Annotated in this window: 21 protein-coding genes; 13 read left to right on the top strand and 8 right to left on the bottom strand. The window is 68.4% G+C overall.

Going from position 1 to position 19097, the window contains the following annotated elements:
- Positions 1-44 precede the first annotated feature (44 nt).
- Complete coding sequence (locus tag BMZ02_RS13555; RefSeq protein WP_091644859.1) at positions 45-785, bottom strand: LytR/AlgR family response regulator transcription factor; 741 nt, start codon at positions 783-785, stop codon at positions 45-47.
- The gene (locus tag BMZ02_RS13550; protein ID WP_091644965.1) at positions 763-1836 is read right to left on the bottom strand and encodes a sensor histidine kinase; all 1074 of its coding nucleotides are present in this window, start codon (positions 1834-1836) and stop codon (positions 763-765) included. The genes BMZ02_RS13555 and BMZ02_RS13550 overlap by 23 nt, the downstream gene beginning before the upstream one ends.
- Positions 1837-1983: 147 nt before the next feature.
- Between BMZ02_RS13550 and argH the strand changes: the two genes are divergently transcribed.
- Positions 1984-3384, top strand: a complete 1401-nt coding sequence (gene argH / locus BMZ02_RS13545; RefSeq protein ID WP_091644857.1) for an argininosuccinate lyase — start codon at positions 1984-1986, stop codon at positions 3382-3384.
- 152 nt (positions 3385-3536) lie between these two features.
- Here the strand turns inward: argH and BMZ02_RS13540 are convergent, their stop codons facing one another.
- Entirely contained in the window at positions 3537-4205 is a 669-nt protein-coding gene (locus BMZ02_RS13540) for an alpha/beta hydrolase (RefSeq protein WP_091644856.1), read from the bottom strand.
- A gap of 136 nt (positions 4206-4341) precedes the next feature.
- On the opposite strand from BMZ02_RS13540, the gene lptM reads away from it, so the two are divergent.
- From lptM to tesB, 12 genes are all read left to right on the top strand, one after another.
- Positions 4342-4491: an LPS translocon maturation chaperone LptM gene (gene lptM, locus BMZ02_RS18850; RefSeq protein ID WP_139209219.1), complete on the top strand. Its 150-nt coding sequence runs from the start codon at positions 4342-4344 to the stop codon at positions 4489-4491.
- Positions 4488-5735: a diaminopimelate decarboxylase gene (lysA, locus tag BMZ02_RS13530; RefSeq protein ID WP_091644852.1), complete on the top strand. Its 1248-nt coding sequence runs from the start codon at positions 4488-4490 to the stop codon at positions 5733-5735. The genes lptM and lysA overlap by 4 nt, the downstream gene beginning before the upstream one ends.
- Entirely contained in the window at positions 5732-6595 is an 864-nt protein-coding gene (gene dapF / locus BMZ02_RS13525; RefSeq protein WP_091644851.1) for a diaminopimelate epimerase, read from the top strand. The genes lysA and dapF overlap by 4 nt, the downstream gene beginning before the upstream one ends.
- Before the next feature lie 64 nt (positions 6596-6659).
- Positions 6660-7358, top strand: coding sequence for a DUF484 family protein (locus BMZ02_RS13520; protein ID WP_091644849.1), 699 nt, complete (start codon positions 6660-6662; stop codon positions 7356-7358).
- Positions 7355-8275, top strand: coding sequence for a tyrosine recombinase XerC (gene xerC / locus BMZ02_RS13515; RefSeq protein ID WP_091644848.1), 921 nt, complete (start codon positions 7355-7357; stop codon positions 8273-8275). The genes BMZ02_RS13520 and xerC overlap by 4 nt, the downstream gene beginning before the upstream one ends.
- Positions 8276-8396: 121 nt before the next feature.
- Positions 8397-8957, top strand: a complete 561-nt coding sequence (hslV, locus tag BMZ02_RS13510) for an ATP-dependent protease subunit HslV (RefSeq protein ID WP_091644846.1) — start codon at positions 8397-8399, stop codon at positions 8955-8957.
- Positions 8958-8963: 6 nt separating this feature from the next.
- Positions 8964-10292, top strand: a complete 1329-nt coding sequence (gene hslU, locus BMZ02_RS13505) for an ATP-dependent protease ATPase subunit HslU (RefSeq protein ID WP_091644845.1) — start codon at positions 8964-8966, stop codon at positions 10290-10292.
- A 132-nt stretch (positions 10293-10424) separates the two neighbouring features.
- Positions 10425-10778: a gamma-butyrobetaine hydroxylase family protein gene (locus tag BMZ02_RS13500; RefSeq protein WP_091644843.1), complete on the top strand. Its 354-nt coding sequence runs from the start codon at positions 10425-10427 to the stop codon at positions 10776-10778.
- An 81-nt stretch (positions 10779-10859) separates the two neighbouring features.
- Positions 10860-11621: a class I SAM-dependent methyltransferase gene (locus BMZ02_RS13495; protein ID WP_091644841.1), complete on the top strand. Its 762-nt coding sequence runs from the start codon at positions 10860-10862 to the stop codon at positions 11619-11621.
- 19 nt (positions 11622-11640) lie between these two features.
- Complete coding sequence (locus tag BMZ02_RS13490) at positions 11641-12249, top strand: ubiquinone biosynthesis accessory factor UbiJ (protein WP_091644839.1); 609 nt, start codon at positions 11641-11643, stop codon at positions 12247-12249.
- Positions 12246-13904: a ubiquinone biosynthesis regulatory protein kinase UbiB gene (gene ubiB / locus BMZ02_RS13485; protein WP_091644837.1), complete on the top strand. Its 1659-nt coding sequence runs from the start codon at positions 12246-12248 to the stop codon at positions 13902-13904. Before BMZ02_RS13490 ends, ubiB begins: the two co-directional genes overlap by 4 nt.
- A gap of 94 nt (positions 13905-13998) precedes the next feature.
- Positions 13999-14874, top strand: a complete 876-nt coding sequence (gene tesB / locus BMZ02_RS13480) for an acyl-CoA thioesterase II (RefSeq protein ID WP_091644835.1) — start codon at positions 13999-14001, stop codon at positions 14872-14874.
- A 42-nt stretch (positions 14875-14916) separates the two neighbouring features.
- Here the strand turns inward: tesB and BMZ02_RS13475 are convergent, their stop codons facing one another.
- The 5 genes from BMZ02_RS13475 to BMZ02_RS13455 form a co-directional block, all read right to left on the bottom strand.
- Positions 14917-15216 carry a hypothetical protein gene (locus BMZ02_RS13475; protein WP_091644834.1) on the bottom strand — a complete coding sequence of 100 codons (300 nt, stop codon included), beginning with the start codon at positions 15214-15216 and terminating at the stop codon, positions 14917-14919.
- 251 nt (positions 15217-15467) lie between these two features.
- Positions 15468-16184, bottom strand: a complete 717-nt coding sequence (locus BMZ02_RS13470; protein WP_091644832.1) for an OmpA/MotB family protein — start codon at positions 16182-16184, stop codon at positions 15468-15470.
- The gene (locus tag BMZ02_RS13465; RefSeq protein ID WP_091644831.1) at positions 16177-16992 is read right to left on the bottom strand and encodes a motility protein A; all 816 of its coding nucleotides are present in this window, start codon (positions 16990-16992) and stop codon (positions 16177-16179) included. Before BMZ02_RS13465 ends, BMZ02_RS13470 begins: the two co-directional genes overlap by 8 nt.
- A gap of 15 nt (positions 16993-17007) precedes the next feature.
- On the bottom strand, positions 17008-17760 hold the full coding sequence (locus tag BMZ02_RS13460) for a divergent polysaccharide deacetylase family protein (RefSeq protein ID WP_091644829.1): 753 nt from the start codon (positions 17758-17760) through the stop codon (positions 17008-17010).
- Positions 17760-19061: a S41 family peptidase gene (locus tag BMZ02_RS13455; protein ID WP_091644964.1), complete on the bottom strand. Its 1302-nt coding sequence runs from the start codon at positions 19059-19061 to the stop codon at positions 17760-17762. Before BMZ02_RS13455 ends, BMZ02_RS13460 begins: the two co-directional genes overlap by 1 nt.
- Between the last annotated feature and the right edge of the window lie 36 nt (positions 19062-19097).

Raw genomic sequence — 19097 nt, 5'->3', positions numbered from 1 at the left:
ATGCCATGGTTCCACTGCGCTGCCGAACGGCCGCACCGGCACGACTAGCCCATGGTTTCCAGCAACTGGCGGATGCGGCTCACGTGCCGCCGGCTGACCTGCAGCGCACAGTCCATGCCGCGCAGGGCGAGATAGGGGCGACCACCGAGCCCGCGCTCCAGCCGGCCCAGGCGGTCACGGGCCACCAGCGCGTTGCGGTGGATGCGCACGAACCGCTCACCGAACTCGTGTTCGAGCTGGCGCAGGGACTCCTCGATGAGGTCCTCGCCACCGGCATGGCAGACGGTGACGTACTTGTTGTCCGCCTGGAAGTAGTGCACGTCGGCGACGGGGATCAGCTCCATGGCACCCCGGCGACGACAGAGGATGTGCTCCCGCGGCCCCTGCACCGGCGGCGCCTCGCGTGCCAGGGCGTCCAGCTGCGGGCGGGTGACGCGGCGCGCGCGCCGGAGCGCCTGGGCCAGCCGCTCCCGTCGCACCGGCTTGACGAGATAGTCCACGGCCTCGGCGTCGAATGCCGCCAGGGCATGCTCGCCGTAGGCCGTGACGAAAATCACCGCCGGTGGCGCGTCCATTTCCGCCAGCGCCCGGGCGGCCGTCACCCCGTCTGTCCCCGGCATGCGGATATCCATGAGCACCAGGTCGGGCTCCTCGCTGTACGCCATGCGCACGGCCTCGTCGCCGTCCGCGGCCGTGCCGATCACCTGATGATCGCCGATATCGGCCACATGGCGGGCCAGCCGTTCCCGGGCCGGTGCTTCGTCATCCACGATCAGAATGCGCATGCTCCTTCCCCCGTTCCGCCTGACCCGCGCCCGCCTCCCCTGGGTCGCAGGGCAGTGTCAGGCACACGCTGTAGCAGTCGTCCTCCTGCTGCACGCTCAAGTGCCCCTCGCCGCCGTAGGCAAGCCGCAGCCGCTCACGGACGTTGTCCTGGGCGATTCCGAACCCACCGCGCGCGACCGCCCCGTCCGGGGGCAGCGGATTGCGCACGCAGACCTGGAGCCTCCCGTCCCGGACCCGACCGGACACCACCAGCCGGCCGCCATCCCGGCGGGGCTCAATTCCATGATAGACCGCATTCTCGAGAAGGGGCTGCAGCGTCATGGGCGGGATGGCAAGTTGCCCGGGCAGATCGTCGGTCTCCCAGTCCACCTGCAGACGGTCGCCAAGGCGGAGTTGTTCCATGTTGAGATAGCCCCGCGCCAGCGCCAGCTCGTCATCCAGCGTCGACAACCCCTCGCCGGATTCAAGGCTGGCGCGAAAGAGATCCGCCAGATCCTCCACGGCCGTCTCCGCCTGCCGGGGGCGGGAGGGGATCATCTCCGCAATGGTGTTCAGACTGTTGAAAAGAAAGTGCGGGCGGATGCGCGCCTGCAGCGCCTGCTCCCGGGCGGAGGACGCGGCCTCGATCCGCCGACGCCAGTCCTGCTGCAGATAGAGATAGCGCAGCGCCACCGCCGCCACCACGGCGGCAAGCCCGAGGCTGCGCAGCATGAATCCGGCGCGCGTCCCCTCGCTCTCCAGCAGCACCAGCGTCCAGGCGAGATGCGCAACCAAGGCGGTGACCGCCATCACCAGCAGCCAGGCCAGCAGCCCCGCGGTCAGCGGCCGCAACCGGTTGAGCGCATTGCGCAGCAGGCACAGCAGCACCGTGCAGCCCAGGGCGACCCACTGGACATACAGGGAGTACAGGCTGAGCGCCTGCCAGAGATCGACCCCGGCCGGCTGGGCAAGCACCAGGACGAACACCAGCAGTTCCGCAATGACCACCACGGCGAGCACGGTGCGCAGGTTGCAGAAGTCCGGCAGGAATCCCGAGTTCATGTGTGTCATCAGCCTTCCCGTGCCGGCGCCGTGGCGCCGGATGGCCTGCAATCGGTGCCGCTCCGGTCCGCTCGCGCGGCAAGCCGCCGGACGCCCGCGCTGGTATACTCCGCGCCACACGTATCATTCGCGTCACACGATCCAGCGAGAGACCCCATGACCGACAAGGACACCAGCCAGCAACTGTGGACCGGCCGGTTCACGGAGGCAACCGATCAGTTCGTCGAGGCGTTCACCGCCTCGGAGCACTTCGATCGTCGACTGTACCGTCAGGACATCCGCGGCTCCATGGCCCACGCGCGCATGCTCGCCGACGCAGGGGTGCTCACGGAGCCGGAGCGCGACAGCATCCTGGCGGGGCTCGCGGAGATCGAACAGGAGATCGCGCAGGGCGACTTCCCGTGGTCACCGGCGCTGGAAGACGTGCACATGAATATCGAGCAGCGGCTCACGGACCGCATCGGCGATGCCGGCAAGAAGCTGCACACGGGCCGCTCGCGCAATGACCAGATCGCCACCGATGTGCGACTCTACCTGCGCGAGGCCATCGACGCCATTACCGCCGAGCTGCTGCGTTTCCAGCGGGGACTGGTGGAGCTGGCAGACCGGGAGGCGGACACCATCATCCCCGGTTTCACCCACCTGCAGGTGGCACAGCCACTCAGTTTCGGCCACCACATGCTGGCCTGGTACGAGATGCTGGTGCGGGATCAGGAGCGCATGGAGGACTGCCAGCGGCGGCTGAACGTCATGCCGCTGGGCTCGGCAGCGCTGGCCGGCACCAGCTACCCCATCGACCGCGCCATGACCTGCGCCGAGCTGGGTTTCGACCGCCCCAGTGACAACTCCCTGGACTCGGTGTCGGATCGTGACTTCGCCATGGAGTTCACGGCAGCGGCGGCCATCCTGCTGACCCACACCTCGCGCATGGCCGAGGAGATGATCCTCTGGACCTCGCCCATGTTCGACTTCGTGGACCTGCCGGACCGCTTCTGCACGGGCTCGAGCATCATGCCGCAGAAGAAGAACCCGGACGTGGCCGAGATCGTGCGCGGCAAGACGGCGCGGGTGAACGGCCACCTGGTGGGCCTGCTGACCCTGATGAAATCCCAGCCGCTGGCCTACAACCGGGACAACCAGGAAGACAAGGAGCCGCTGTTCGACACCGTGGACACGGTGCTGGACGTGCTGCGCGCCTTCGCCGACATGGTGCCGGCCATGGAGCCGAAGCGGGACAACATGTTCGCCGCGGCCAAGAAGGGCTTCTCCACCGCCACGGATCTGGCCGACTACCTGGTGCGCAAGGGCGTGCCGTTCCGGGACGCCCACGCCATCGTGGGTGCAGCCGTGCGCCACGGCGTGGAGCAGGGCGTCGACCTGGCCGACATGGACCTGGCCACCCTGCAGGGCTTCTCCGACGCCATTGGCGAGGACGTCTACGAGGTGCTCACCCTGGAGGGCTCGCTGGCCGCCCGGGACCACATCGGCGGCACGGCGCCGGCACAGGTACGGACGCAGGTCCGCAAGGCGCGGGAGCGGCTGGAGCGGGACGAGTGACCGCCAGACGGCGCCTGGTGGTGGACGTCAACGTCCACCCGACGCCGGTTCCCCGGTAGGCCGTGCGGCCACGATGACCGTAGGGTGGACCTTCAGGTCCACCACATGTACGGCACAGAAGGCGGATGCGGCCATCCACCCGAGGCGGAAAACTACCCCAGCACCCGCTGCAGCCACGCGCTGATCGCCTGGATCTCTTCCAGGCACACCTGGTGCTGCATGGGGTAGTCGTGCCACTCGACGCTATAGCCCATGCCGTCCAGCTGGGCCCGGGAGTTTGCACCCATCTGCAGCGGCAGCACCGGGTCTTCCGTGCCGTGGGCCATGAGAACCGGCGTGCCGGCGTTGGCCTCGTTGCGCTCCGCCGGGACCGTATCGGCCAGCGGCAGGTAGGTGGAGAGCCCCATGATGCCGGCGAGCCGTTCCGGATAGCGCACCCCGGTATGCAGGGCGATGGCGCCACCCTGGGAGAAGCCGGCGAGCACGATCCGATCGGTGGGGATGCCGCGCTCGTTCTCGCGGCGGATCAGCGCATGCACCTTCTGTTCGGAGTCGCGGATACCGTCGGCGTCCTGCTGCGCGTTGCCGCCCAGGGCGATGATGTCGTACCAGGCGCGCATGGACATGCCACCGTTCAGGGTAACGGGCCGCACGGGCGCGTGCGGGAAGACAAAGCGCACGGGCAGCCCGGCCGGCAGGCGCAGCTCCGGCACGATGGGTTCAAAATCGTGGCCGTCGGCGCCCAGGCCGTGCAACCAGATCACGCTCGCCGTGGCGTTGTCCCGGGCGCCGGTCTCGACGCACTCCAGCAGTTCGCTCATGGTTATCTCCTCGGTGGTGAAACCCTTGGTGCCGCATGCTACCCGGACCCGTTGCACCGGCGCTACTGGCGCAGCCACTGCAGAAGGCGCGCGCGCCCTTTATACTGTGGGGTTTGATCGCCGGAGGTGGCACACCATGTACCGACTGACTGGCACGCTTGCCCTCGCCCTGTTGCTGGCGGCCTGCGGGCAGAAGGGCGATCTGCACTTGCCCGAGGACGATGACGACACCGCCATGGACACCGCGCCGGTGAGCGCCCCGTACGGCCCCCAGGAGCCCGCATGACGCCCTTTACCTACCGCAACGGCACACTGCACGCCGAAGACGTGCCCCTCGGCCGTATCGCCGCCGAACACGGCACGCCCGCGTACGTGTACTCGCGGGCCGCGCTGGAAGCGGCCTGGCACGCCTACGACGACGCCTTTGCGGCCGTTCCCCATCAGGTCTGCTACGCCGTCAAGGCGAACAGCAACCTGGCCGTCCTGGACGTGCTGGCGCGCCTGGGATCGGGCTTCGACATCGTCTCCGGGGGCGAGCTGGACCGGGTTCTGGCCGCGGGCGCCGATCCGGCGCGCGTGGTGTTCTCCGGCGTGGGCAAGAGTCGCTACGAAATGGCCCAGGCCCTGAACGCCGAGGTGGGCTGCTTCAACGTGGAGTCGGAGCCGGAACTGGAGCGGCTCAATCACGTGGCCGGCCGGCTCGATCGGCGCGCGCGGGTCTCCCTGCGCGTCAACCCGGACGTGGACGCGGAGACCCACCCGTATATCTCCACCGGGCTGAAGGAGAACAAGTTCGGCATCTCCATTGATGCCGCGGAAGCGCTCTACCGCCGCCATGCGGACTTCCCCCACCTGCAGTTCGTGGGCGTGGACTTCCACATCGGCTCACAGCTCACGCGCACGGCACCGTTCGAGGACGCCCTGGAGCGGGTGCTGGCGCTGATCGACCGGCTCGGCGACGCCGGCCTGACCCTGGAGCACATCGACATCGGTGGCGGCCTGGGCGTGTGCTATCACGACGAAACGCCCCCCGACCCGGCCACCTATGCCGACGCGCTGCTGGCGCGCCTGGCCGGACGCGAGCTGGCGGTCTACCTGGAGCCCGGGCGCTCCATCGCGGCCAATGCCGGCGTGCTGCTGACCCGGGTGGAATACCTCAAGCCGACACCGGACCGCAATTTCGCCATCGTCGATGCCGCCATGAACGACCTGCTGCGCCCGGCGCTCTACGACGCGTGGCAGTCCATCGTGCCGGTGCAGCCCCGGGACAGCGACCGCCCCGTGGCCTACGACATTGTTGGCCCGGTCTGCGAGACCGGTGATTTCCTGGGCAAGGACCGGGTGCTGGCGCTGGCGCAGGGTGACCTGCTGGCCGTGCACTCCGCGGGCGCGTACGGTTTCGTCATGAGCTCCAACTACAACACCCGCAATCGCCCGCCGGAACTCATGGTGGACGGGGACGCCGTGCACCTGGTGCGCCGCCGGGAGACGGTCGAGGACCAGCTGGCACCGGAGCGGCTGCTGCCATGACGCTGCGATTCACCAAGATGCACGGCCTGGGGAACGATTTCGTGGTCATCGACGCCATTCGCCAGGACGTTGCACTGTCCGGCGCCGACGTCCGCCGGATTGCGGACCGCCGGTTCGGCGTGGGCTGCGACCAGGTGCTGCTGGCGGCCCCGGCCACGCAACCCGGCATGGACTTCCGCTACCGCATCTTCAACGCCGACGGCGGTGAAGTGGAGCAATGCGGCAACGGCGTGCGCTGCCTCGCCCGGTTCCTGCTGGAGGAAGGGCTGACCACGCGCGACCGGCTCACCATCGAGACCCTGGGCGGGCCGACGGAGATCGCCATCGAGGCCGACGGGCAGGTAACCGTCAACATGGGTCCTCCGCGCCTGGAACCGACCGAGATCCCGTTTACCGCAAGCCCCCGGGCTACCACCTACGAACTCGACGTGAACGGCGAAACGCTGACCATTGGCGCGGTCTCCATGGGCAATCCCCATGCGGTCACCGTGGTCCCGGACGTGGACACCGCCCCGGTGGACCGTCTCGGCCCGGTCGTGGAGCGCCACGGCGCGTTTCCGGCGCGGGTCAATGCCGGTTTCATGCAGGTGGTCGACCCGGAGCATGTGCGGCTTCGGGTCTACGAGCGCGGCGCCGGCGAGACGCTCGCCTGCGGCACGGGCGCCTGCGCGGCCGTGGTCGCGGGCCGCCTCCGGGGGCTGCTCGCGGAGACTGTCGCCGTGGATCTCCCCGGCGGTCGCCTGGCGATCCGCTGGGCGGGCGAGGGCGAGCCGGTGTGGATGACCGGGCCGGCCACCACGGTGTTCCAGGGCCGCATCCCCCTGTCACCGGACGATGACGCCCCGGGCCAGGTCCGATAAACTGGCATGCATTCACTGAATTTTTGCCCGGCGACGCCCCGGGCGCCTCACTGGAGGATGGCGGATGACCAGCCAGAACAGCGCGGGACTGGATGACACCCTGCCGGACGAAGCCATCGCCGCGTACCTGGAAGAGGACCCCGACTTCTTTGTGCGCCACCCGGCGCTTGTGACGCGCCTGCAGATCCCCCACGAGTGCGGCGACGCGGTCTCACTGGTCACCTATCAGGTCGCCCGGCTCCGCGACGAGAACAAGCAGCTCAAGCACCGCCTCGACGACCTGCTGCAGGTTGCCCGGGACAACGACCGCCTTGCCGATCAGCTCCACCGCCTGACCCTGGAGCTCATGGACAGCCAGGACCTGGACGGCCTGCTGCAGACCCTCAAGGACGGCCTCCGGCACCAGTTCCAGTCGGACCTGGTGGCCATCGCGCTGCTGCCGACGCAAGGGGAATCCGGCGGCCAGGACGTGCTCTCGCCCGACGACCAGGCGGTGTTCGGCGACTTCATCAAGGCGGCGAAACCACGTCTGGGGCGCCTCGATCCCGCACAGGCGGCGCTGCTGTTCGGCGACGCCGCCGACCGGCTCGGCTCCGCGGCCGTCGTGCCCATCAGCGACAATCACAACGTCTCCGGCATTCTTGCCGTGGGCAGCTTCGAGCCGGACCGCTTCAACCCCAGCCAGGGCACCGTCTTCCTGCGCCAGCTCGGCCAGCTCGCCGGCCGCGCCCTGCGCCCCTATCGCGCCAGCGGCACGGCATGACCCCGGCGGCGCTGGCCTGTCTGGAGCGCTTTGACAGCCACCTGGCCCACGAACGCCGCCTGGCCGCCCTGACCCGACAGCACTACCGCCGCGACCTGGACGCGCTGGTGGCGTGGTGCGACCGGCACACCATCGACCACTGGCCGGAACTGGACGCCAGCCATATCCGCCAGTTCGTGGCGGACGGCCATCGCGGCGGGCTCTCCGGACGCTCCCTGCAGCGCCGCCTCGCCGCGCTGCGAACGTTTTTCCGTTTCCTGGTGCGGGACGGGCTGCTCCAGCACGACCCGGCGGCGGACATCCCCGCGCCCAAGAGCGGCAAGCGCCTGCCCCGCACCCTGGATGCCGACGCCGTTGCACGCCTGCTGGACGGCCTGGACCCGGGCGACGATCCGCTGCTGCTCCGGGACCTGGCCCTGTTCGAGCTGCTCTACTCCAGCGGGCTGCGTCTTGCAGAAGCGGCCGGCCTCGACCTGGACGGCGTGGACCTGAAGGAAGGGACGGTGCAGGTGCTCGGCAAGGGATCCCGGGCGCGCATCCTGCCGGTGGGGCGGCGGGCGCGTTCACGCCTTGGCGAATGGCTGGGCGTGCGTGGGCAGCTTGCGACGATGGACGAGCACGCCCTGTTCGTCAGCCAGCGCGGCGGGCGGCTGTCCCGGCGCAGCATCGAGAGCAGGCTGGCGCAGCTGGCGGCCCGGGTGCTGGGCCAGCCGGTCCACCCCCACATGCTGCGGCACTCCTTCGCCAGCCACCTGCTGGAATCCAGCGGCGACCTGCGCGCCGTGCAGGAGCTGCTCGGCCACGCCAGCATCGGCACGACCCAGGTCTACACCCATCTGGATTTCCAGCACCTGGCCCGGGTCTACGACGCCGCGCACCCGCGCGCCCGCAAGGGCAGCGATGACACCGGCGGCTGACCCTCGTCGACACCCCCTTTAAAACCGCGGCGCTACCCCCCATCACCTGTCCACGGTGACCAACGACACGTCTGCGCTCTACAATGGCAGGCTTTCCATCCACGAACAGCGGAGCAGTCACGTGGAACAGTTCAGAGGTACAACCATCCTGGCGGTGCGCCGCAACGGCCGGGTCGCCCTTGGAGGCGACGGTCAGGTCTCCCTGGGCAATACCGTCATGAAGGGCAATGCGCGCAAGGTCCGGCGGCTCTACCACGGCGAGGTCATCGCCGGATTCGCCGGCGGCACGGCCGATGCCTTCACCCTGTTCGAGCGCTTCGAGGGGCAGCTGGAGAAGCACCGCGGCAACCTGGCGCGCTCGGCGGTGGAACTGGCCAAGGACTGGCGCTCGGATCGCGCCCTGCGCCGCCTGGAAGCCCTGCTGGTGGTGGCGGACAAGGAGCTCACCCTGATGATCTCCGGCAACGGCGACGTCATCGAGCCGGAGCGCGACCTGATCAGCATCGGCTCCGGCGGCCCCTACGCCCAGTCCGCCGCCACGGCGCTCATGGACAACACAGACCTCAGCGCCCGCGAGATCACCGAGAAGGCACTGAACATCGCCGCGGATATCTGCGTTTACACCAACCAGTATCTCACCATCGAAGAGCTGCCCGGCAGCAAGCCCACCGTGGAGGCGTGAACAGCCATGTCAGAGATGACACCCCGTGAGATCGTCCAGGAACTGGACCGCCACATCATCGGCCAGGCCAATGCCAAGCGCGCCGTGGCCGTGGCCCTGCGCAACCGCTGGCGCCGCATGCAGCTCGACGAGACCCTGCGCGCCGAGGTCACGCCCAAGAACATCCTCATGATCGGCCCGACCGGCGTGGGCAAGACGGAGATCGCCCGCCGTCTCGCCAAGCTGGCGCGGGCGCCGTTCGTCAAGGTGGAAGCGACCAAGTTCACGGAGGTGGGCTACGTGGGCCGCGACGTGGAGTCCATCATCCGCGACCTGGTGGATATCGCCATCAAGATGACCCGCGAGGAGGCCATGGAGAAGGTCCAGTACCGGGCCGAGGAGGCCGCCGAGGAGCGCCTGCTGGATATCCTGCTACCGCGCGCCAGCACCCACAGCAGTGACGCCGACGACCACAGTGAGGCGACCCGCACCAAGTTCCGCAACAAGCTGCGCTTCGGCGATCTGGACGACCGCGAAGTGGAAGTGGACGTGGCCGCCCACTCGCCGGGGGTGGAGATCATGGCCCCGCCCGGCATGGAAGAGATGACCAGCCAGCTGCAGAGCATGTTCCAGAACATGGGCGGGCAGCGCTCCCAGAAGCGCACCATGAAGATCCGCGATGCGCGCAAGGTGCTCCAGGAAGAGGAAGCCGCCAAGCTGGTCAACGAGGAAGAGATCAAGCTCACCGCCGTGGACCGGGTGGAGCAGAACGGCATCGTCTTCCTGGATGAGCTGGACAAGGTTGCCAAGGGCAACGAGGGCGGACAGGGCGGGGAAGTCTCCCGGGAAGGCGTGCAGCGCGACCTGCTGCCCCTGGTGGAAGGCAGCACCGTGTCCACGAAGCACGGCATGGTACGCACGGACCACATCCTGTTCATCGCTTCCGGGGCGTTCCATCTGTCGAAGCCGTCCGACCTGATTCCGGAGCTCCAGGGCCGGCTGCCCATTCGCGTGGAGCTGGACGCCCTGCAGGCCGAGGACTTCGTGCGTATTCTCACCGAACCCAGCGCCTCGCTCACGGAACAGTACACGGCGCTGATCGGCACGGAAGACTGCGAGCTGGTGTTCACCGAGGACGGCATCAACCGCATCGCCCAGGTGGCCTCGGAGGTCAACGAGCGCACCGAGAACATCGGCGCCCGCCGCCTGCATACGGTCATGGAGCGGCTGCTGGAGGAGGTGTCGTACCAGGCGCCGGACCGCAGCGACCAGACCATTACCGTGGATGCGGCCTACGTGGACGAGCACCTGCAGGAACTGGCCCGGGACGAGGATCTCAGCCGCTACATCCTGTAAGGGCCGTAGGGTGGACCTTCAGGTCCACCGTGTCGCGGGGCAGACCAGGGTGGTACGGCCCGGTTTCCCATGGTGGACCTGAAGGTCCACCCTACACGGGCGTCGGCGCCTGTTTGCTGAATCGAGGTGGTCATGGCAAACCCGACCGAACTGCAACTGCACCAGGCCTCGAAAGTGCTCGAGGTCTCCTTCGATGACGGCAGCCGCTTCGAGCTGCCGTGCGAGTACCTCCGCGTCCACTCCCCCTCCGCCGAGGTGAAGGGGCACGGGCCGGGGCAGGAAGTCCTGCAGGTGAACAAGGAAGACGTCAACATCACCCGCATCGAGCCCACCGGTAACTACGCCGTGCGGCTGTACTTCGACGACGGTCACCACACGGGCCTGTACACCTGGGAGTACCTCTACGAGCTGGGTGCCAACCAGGACGCCTACTGGGCGAAATACCTGGACGCGCTGGCCGCGGCGGGCTACAAGCGGCGCGGTTAGTCGCCGCGGGGTACTCCGCGGCGCGCGGTGGTGGTACCGTTGGCACCGACCATTGGCCGCCATGACACAGGGGTTCCACCCGTGACCAGCAACGCCCGCGATGACGACCCCATCGACTTCGGCTACCAGCGCGTTCCGCGCGGTGACAAGGCCCGGCGCGTGGGGGAAGTGTTCAGCTCCGTCGCCAGCCGCTACGACATGATGAACGACCTCATGTCCGCCGGCCTGCACCGGCTGTGGAAGCGCCAGACCATCGCCATGGCGCGTCTGCGTCCCGGGCAGCAGGTCCTGGACCTGGCCGCGGGCACTGGCGATCTGGCCCGGCTCATGGCACCGAAGGTCGCCCCGGGCGGCCAGGTGGTGATGACCGACATCAACGACGCCATGCTCGCCGAAGGGCGCTCCCGGATGATCGACTCCGGTCTGGTCAGCGGCATCGATTACGCCCTGGTGAACGCGGAAGCGCTGCCGTTCCCGGCGGCGAGCTTCGACCGCATCACCATCGCCTTCGGCCTGCGCAACGTCACCGACAAGCCCCGCGCGCTCGCGGAAATGCGCCGCGTGCTGCGCCCCGGGGGCTTCGCCCTGATCCTCGAATTCTCGCAGCTCTACATCAGGCCCCTGCGGCCGCTCTACGACGCCTACTCGTTCCAGGTGCTGCCGCGCATGGGCCAGGCCGTCGCCGGAGACGCCGACAGCTACCGCTACCTGGCGGAGTCCATCCGCATGCACCCCGACCAGGCAACCCTGCGGGACATGATGCTCGAGGCGGGCCTCGAGGACTGCGACTACACCAATCTCAGCGGTGGCATCGTTGCCATTCACCGGGGTTACCGGTACTGAGTCACGCGGGAGGTTGAGCATGGCATCCCTCGGTCTGCTGCTGGGTCCGGCCAGTCACATCGTCAACCGGATTCTGCACATGGACCCGGAACTCCAGGGGCGGCTGACCCCGCTGCTGGAGCGCCGGCTCCGTCTGCAGCTCACCGCGCCCGAGATGACCGTAACGGTGACGTTCACCAGCGACGGCCTGACACTCGCGGAGACAGCCGACGACGCGGCGGACGTGGTCATCACCGGCAGTGTCGGCGACCTGCTGGCCATGGCCCGGGACCCGGACGCGGCGGGCAGCCGGCTGCGGTTCGAGGGTGACCCGGCGGTGGCCCAGCAAGCGCGCCGGTTTTTCCGCGAGCTGGACGTAGACTGGGAAGAGGCGCTGGCGGACCACGTCGGCGACGTGGCGGCACACCAGATCGGCCGCACCCTGCGCGGCGTGAACGACTGGTTCCGGCATAGCGCGGAGGCCGCGGGCAGCGGGGTGGCGGAGTACCTCACCGAGGAACAGCGGCAGCTCCCCGCTCGCCCTGAGGTGGAGGCCTTCCTCGACGACGTGGACCGGCTGCGGGCAGACGCCGACCGGCTGGAGGCCCGCATCCGGCGGCTGGAGCAGCAGCGGGGAGCGGCGGAATGATCCGGCGGCTTCTGCGCCTCGCCCACATCAACTGGGTGCTGGTGAAGCACGGTCTCGATGACGTCATTCTCGCCACGCGCATCATGCGGCCACTGCGCTGGACCCTCTACATCATGCCCTGGAACTGGGTGCGCCGGTCCCGCGGCAGCCACGGCGAGCGCATCCGTCTGGCCCTGGAGGAGCTGGGGCCCATCTTCGTGAAGTTCGGCCAGATCCTCTCCACCCGGCGGGACCTGCTACCTCCGGACATCGCCGAGGAGCTGGCACGGCTGCAGGACCGCGTGCCGCCATTCCCGGCCATCGACGCGCGCCGCATCATCGAGCGCTCCTACGGCGCCCCCATCGACACGGTATTCGCGCGCTTCGACGATACACCCATCGCCTCGGCGTCCATCGCCCAGGTCCACGGCGCCCGGCTGCTGGATGGGCAGGAGGTGGTGGTCAAGGTGGTGCGCCCGGACATCGAGCCGGTGATCCGCAGGGACCTGGATCTCATGTACACCTTCGCCGCCCTGACCCAGCGCTACTGGGCGCACGGCCGGCGGCTGCGGCCACGGGAGGTGGTCTCCGAGTTCGAGAAGACACTGCTGGACGAACTCGATCTCATGCGCGAGGCCGCCAACGCCTCGCAGCTGCGGCGCAATTTCCAGGACTCCAGCCTGCTCTACGTCCCCGGCGTTCACTTCCACCTCACCACGGCCCAGGTGATGGTCATGGAGCGCATCGCGGGCATTCCGGTGAATCACGTGGAGACCCTGCGGGCGCACGACGTCAACATGCGCCGCCTGGCGGAGAAGGGCGTTGAGATCTTCTTCACCCAGGTGTTCCGCGACAGTTTCTTCCACGCCGACATGCACCCCGGCAACATCTTCGTGGACCCCGCGAACCCGGATGATCCGCGCTACATCGCCGTGGACTTCGGCATCGTCGGCAGCCTGGGGCCGGTGGACCACCGCTACCTGGCCGAGAACTTCCTGGCCTTCTTCAACCGCGACTACCGCCGGGTGGCGGAGCTGCACGTGGAGTCCGGCTGGGTGCCGCCGGAGACCCGGGTCGAGGAGTTCGAGGCGGCCATGCGCACGGTGTGCGAGCCCATCTTCGAGCGACCGCTGCGGGAGATCTCCTTCGGTGCCCTGCTGATGCGCCTGTTCCAGACCGGCCGGCGCTTCGACATGGAGATCCAGCCACAGCTGGTGCTGCTGCAGAAGACACTGCTCAACATCGAGGGACTGGGGCGGCAGCTCTATCCGGACCTGGATCTCTGGCGGACCGCCAAGCCCTACATGGAGCACTGGATGCGCGGACAGCTCGGCATCGGTGCCGTACTACGCAACATCCAGCGGGAGCTGCCCCACTGGGGTGAAGAGCTCCCGCGCATGCCGCAACGGGTGCTGGAGGCCCTGGAGGCCGCACAGGACACCCGCCGTCAGATGGACCAGCAGCGTCAGGAGCTGGAACGGCTGCGCACGGACATCGGCCGTCTGAGCGTACGCCGTGACGGCACGCTGGCCGCGGGCCTGGTGCTGGCGGCGGCGGTGGCCGTGCCCATGGCCGGTCTTGCCGCCGGCCCGCTGCTGGCAGGCGTTCCCGCACTCAGCTGGGCACTGGGCGTAACCGGCGTCGGTATTCTCGGGGCGAGCTGGTTACGGCGGTGAGCGCCCCGCAGTTCTGGTATTCTTGGCGCCTTTCAATCACTGCAGACGCAACAGACCGGCCCGGGCTGCCCGGGTTCCACGGTTGGGGGCAGGCATGAACGCACAACTAGACAAACTGGTCGGGCTGCTGAACCTGGAGCAACTGGAAACCAACCTGTTCCGGGGCGAAAGCCGGCATATCGTGGGCACCCGGGTATTCGGCGGGCAGGTGCTCGGGCAGGCGCTGGTGGCCGCCGGCCGGACGGTGGAGGCGGATCGCTACGCCCATTCGCTGCACGCCTATTTCCTGCGTGCCGGCGACGCCAACGCCCCCATTGTCTACGACGTGGAGCGCGCCCGGGACGGCGGCAGTTTCAACACGCGGCGCATCGTGGCCATCCAGCATGGCCGCCCGATCTTCAACATGTCGGTGTCGTTCCAGATCCTGGAAGAGGGGTGCGACCACCAGCTCAACATGCCGGAGGACATCCCGGAGCCGGACGACGTTGAATCGGAGCTGGACATCATGGAGCGCAACCGCGAACGGTTGCCGGAGCAGTTCCGCGAAGCGTCCACCCGCGCACGGCCCATCGAGATCCGCCCCATCGACCCGGAAGACCCCATGGACCCGGAGCCCGTAGCGCCATTCCGCAACTCGTGGATTCGTGCCATGGGGGTCCTGCCCGACGACGACACCATCCATCGCGCACTGCTGGCCTACGCCTCGGACTTCCGGCTGCTGGGCACGGCACTGCTGCCCCACGGGCGCACGATCTTCCAGGAACAGACGCAGATGGCAAGCCTGGACCACGCCATGTGGTTCCACCGGCCGTTCCGGATGGACGACTGGCTGCTCTACCACATGGACAGCCCCAGCGCATCCAATGCGCGCGGCTTTACCCGCGGGCACATCTTCAATCGCGATGGCGCCCTGGTGGCATCGGTGGTGCAAGAAGGGCTGATCCGGCCGCTGGATCGCGACGAAGGCTGACGGAGGGCGGAGCCCGGACGCCGGGCGCGCCGCCTTTACGGATCAGTAGTTGCGAATGGACACGGACAGGCCGATCTGGTCGTCCTCGCACTCCATGGCGCGGCTGTAGGCGTCGACCACGGTACTGGTGCCGGGAAGGTCGTCCTCGCACAGGGCGGGCACAACGGGGCCGACACGGAAGCCGCTGCCGGAGCGGTCGTCTGCGGCCGCCAGGGCATCGCCACCGCCACCGCCGCGGTACGCCGGCTGCCGGGTATCAGCCCCGTTTTCGAGCAACCAGTCGTCGGCGCTGAGCTGCAGCTCAAGTTCCAGCGGCTGTGGCTGCGGCTGCGTGCCATGCATGGGCACAAGCTCCCCTGCACCGGCGCTTCCAGCGCCAAGCATCGTGATCATTACCCCGATCAACTGTCCTTTTCGATGCACCATCCACCCGTACCCAATTCATGACCCATTCGCGGACACCCTGCCCGACCGCCGCCAGCATACAGCCGGCAACGTGTATTCCGGTGCCTCGCGATGGGTCATATTGTAACGGCCCATCGCATTGCAACATAGTGGCGCGTGTCACACTTCTCGACACACCGGTTCAGCGGTCAGGGCAGCTCGCGCTGGTGCATGATCAGGTCGACACGGCGGTTCGCCGCGCGCCCGGGGGCGTTGGTGTTGGGGGCCACCGGGTCGGTGTCGGCGCGCCCCACCGCGCGCATGCGCGTGGCATCCACACCGGCATCGTCCAGATGCCGCAGCACGCGGGTGGCGCGCGCCGTGGACAGCTCCCAGTTGGAGGGGAACGCCTCGGTGGCGATGGGCACGTTGTCGGTATGGCCTTCCACGGAGATGGGGCCGTCATGCTCCCGCAGGATCTCGACCACGCCATCCAGCACCGCCAGGCCGTCGTCCGTCAGGTCCGCCCGGCCGGAATCGAACAGCAGATTGTCCTGGATGCGCAGACTGATGCGATCGGCCTCCTCGATGATCTCGACACCCTCGGCAGTCATGTCGGTGCCCGTCGCCGCCGTCTCCGGCGACTCGGGCTGCGGCGACGGAACCGGTTCGGCGGGAACCATGGACAGGGGCAGCATGAGCGAGTCCGGCAGCACCCGCGGCGACGGGGACGTATCATCCGGGTCCAGGTCAGCGAAGGCCAGCAGGACGATGAACAGCACCAGCAGCAGGGTCATGACGTCCAGGTACGTGAGCAGCCAGCCGGTGTCGTCGTCGCTGTCCTGCGCCGTGGGGTCCAGCAGCTCGGGACGGAACCGCCCGGCCCCGCGAGCCTGCCGCCGGTCGCCGGCGATCTCGCTAGCCATTGGGACCGGCTCCCCGCGTTGCGGGATCCCCGCCCGGAGCCTCCCGGATCTCGTCCTGATACTCGGCCATGAACGACCGCAGGGTCTCTCGCACGAAGGCTGGATTGCGCTTCTGACAGATCAGCGCCACCCCTTCCAGCACCATGTTCATGGCGATCAGGCGCTCCTCGGTCCGGCGCTCAAGCTTCACGGCAACCGGCTTGAACACGAGATTCGCCAGCAGAATGCCGTAGAAGGTGGTCAGCAGGGCGATGGCCATGTGCTGCCCGATCACGGCCATGTCACTGGTTTCCAGGACAAACAGCATGTTGATCAGCCCCACCAGGGTGCCGATCATGCCGAAGGCGGGCGCGAAGGTGGCCATGGACCGGAACATCTGCGCCTCGGCATGCTCGCGGGTGCGTAGACGGGCGATGCGCCAGCGCAGCAGGTCGAGGATGTCCTCTTCCGGGGTGCCGTCGATGACCAGCTGCACCCCGGTGCGCAGGAACGGGTTGCGCACCCGGTCCAGGGCGCGCTCCACGGCGCGCAGGTCGTTGCGGAACCACAGGCGAGCCATCTGTACCAGCTCGTCCATGTCGTCGCGGGTATACAGGCGTTCGTTGCGAAACACGATGCCCAGCAGCCCGAACACCCGGAGCACCTCTCGCAGGGGGTAGCTGATGAACGTCGCCGCCAGCGTGCCGCCGATGACGATGCCCAGGCCGGGGAGGTTGACGTAGGCTACGGGATCCTCGGCGGCAAACAGCAGCACGGCCGCGAGGAGCCCGATGCCGAATAACATGCCGATCAGTGTCGACGGATTCATTCCTGCCCTCCTTTGCTACCGGCCATTGCGCCGGTCATACAGCTCGTCCAGCCCGACGATTTCCACACCGTATCTGTCCGCCAGCTCTTCCAGGCGCGACTCCAGCACGTCCAGGGTCTCCGGATAGGGGTGCCCGATACCAACGGCGGTGCCATCCCGCCGGGCCTGGCGCAACAGCTGCTGCAGCTGGCGGTCGATGGTGCCGCGATCCCGGTAGTGATCCAGGAAGACGTCCCGCTCCAGGGCGGGCAAATCGGCTTCCCGGGCCATCTGCTTGCCCACGGAGTTGGGCGATGTGCGGCTATCCAGGAACAGCAGGTCACCGGCATCCACCAGCACCTCCATGAGCCAGCTCATGTGCCCGGGATGCTGGGTCAGCAGGCTGCCCATGTGGTTGTTGACCGCCGCGGCATGGGGAATGGCATCGAGGTTGTCCTGGACCACGTCCCGGAATCGCTCCGGCGTCATGTCCAGGGTCACCCCGCCGGGCCCGAGCTCGCCGCCGTTGAGCGCTTCCATGGGCAGGTGCAGCATGACGTCCTTGTCGGCGCCGTGGCATGCCCTGGCCTGGCGCGGCGCATGGGGCGTATGCGGCAGGAATGCGCACACCACCGGCACCGGCAGATCGGCCACGCGCTGCCCCTCCAGCGGCCGATCACCCATGTCGTCAATGACGATGACGACGGCAGGCGGCGACGCCGCCTCTGCCGACAGCACGCCCGGCGCGGCCAGACACAGCCCTGCCACCAGTGCCCACAGCCGCCGCATCAGTCCGCAGCCCCCTGACCCTGGAGGATGGTCAGCCCCTTGAGCAGGTTGAGTGCCTCATAGATGGCGTAATCGTCGCGGGCGATCTGGCGGCGACGCTCGCGGGCGTCCTCATCCACGTCCCGGTCGACCCCTTCCTCCAGCTGCCGCTCCAGCGCCGCGTCGGCCTCGTCGTCGTCGTCGCGCGCGACACGCAGGCCCTCGTCGAGAACCACATCGGGGGTAATACCGTCTTTCTCGATGGAGCGGCCCGACGGCGTGTAATAGCGCGCGGTGGTGAGCTTCACGGCGGAGCCGCTCTCCAGCGGCAGCACGCTCTGCACCGAGCCCTTGCCGAAGGTATTGCCCCCCATGAGCACGGCACGCCGGTGGTCCTGGAGCGCACCGGCGACAATCTCGGAGGCGGATGCCGAGCCGCTGTTCACCAGCACGACGATGGGTGCGCCGCCGAGCACGTCGTTGGGGGTGGCATCGAACTCCATCATCGCCCGGTCACGCCGGCCTTCGGTGTAGACGATCCGGCCCTCGCGCAGGAACGCGTCGGCGACGGCCACGGACGCCTGCAGGACGCCGCCGGGGTTGTTGCGCAGGTCGAGAACCAGCCCCTGCAGCGGCGCCTTGCCCTCGCCGTTGAGCTCATCCAGGGCTTCCAGGAGCTGCGGCCCGGTGCGCGACTGGAACTGGCTGATGCGCACGTACCCGAAGCCGTCCTCCAGCATGCGTGCACGCACACTGGTCACGCGGATGATGTCCCGCTCGATGGTGACGGTGACGGGGCCGTCCTCGCCCTCGCGTACCACGGTCAACTCCACCTCGGTACCCGGCTCGCCGCGCATCTGGCGCACGGCATCATTCAGGCTCATGCCCTTGGTGGACTCGCCGTCGATGCGGATGATCATGTCGCCGGCCTGCATGCCGGCCCGCTGGGCGGGCGTGTCATCGATGGGCGCGATGACCTTGACGAAGCCATCCTCGCGGCCCACTTCCAGCCCGAGGCCACCGAACTCGCCCCGGGTGCCGGACTGCAGCTCCTCGAACTCGTCGGGCTTCATGTAGCTGGAGTGGGGGTCCAGCCCGTCCAGCATGCCGCGGATGGCGTCCTCGATGAGATCGCCCGCGGAGACCTCCTCGACGTAATCAGAGCGGATGCGCGAGAACACCTCGCTGAACGTGCGCAGCTGCTCCAGCGGCAGCTCGACGGACGCGCCGGAGCGATCCGCGACAACGCTGGTGGCCAGTGTCCCGGTCACCCCGAGAATGACCCCCGCGGCCACCGCGAGCAGCGTTTTCCTGACATGCATGGCGTTCTCCCGCCTGTTGGCTTCGGCCCGTACCGG

Origin of the sequence: Aquisalimonas asiatica, from assembly GCF_900110585.1 — a bacterium.
Classification (GTDB): domain Bacteria; phylum Pseudomonadota; class Gammaproteobacteria; order Nitrococcales; family Aquisalimonadaceae; genus Aquisalimonas; species Aquisalimonas asiatica.
Note: the sequence above shows the minus strand (reverse complement) of the source record. Positions and strands in the feature narration are given on the sequence as shown.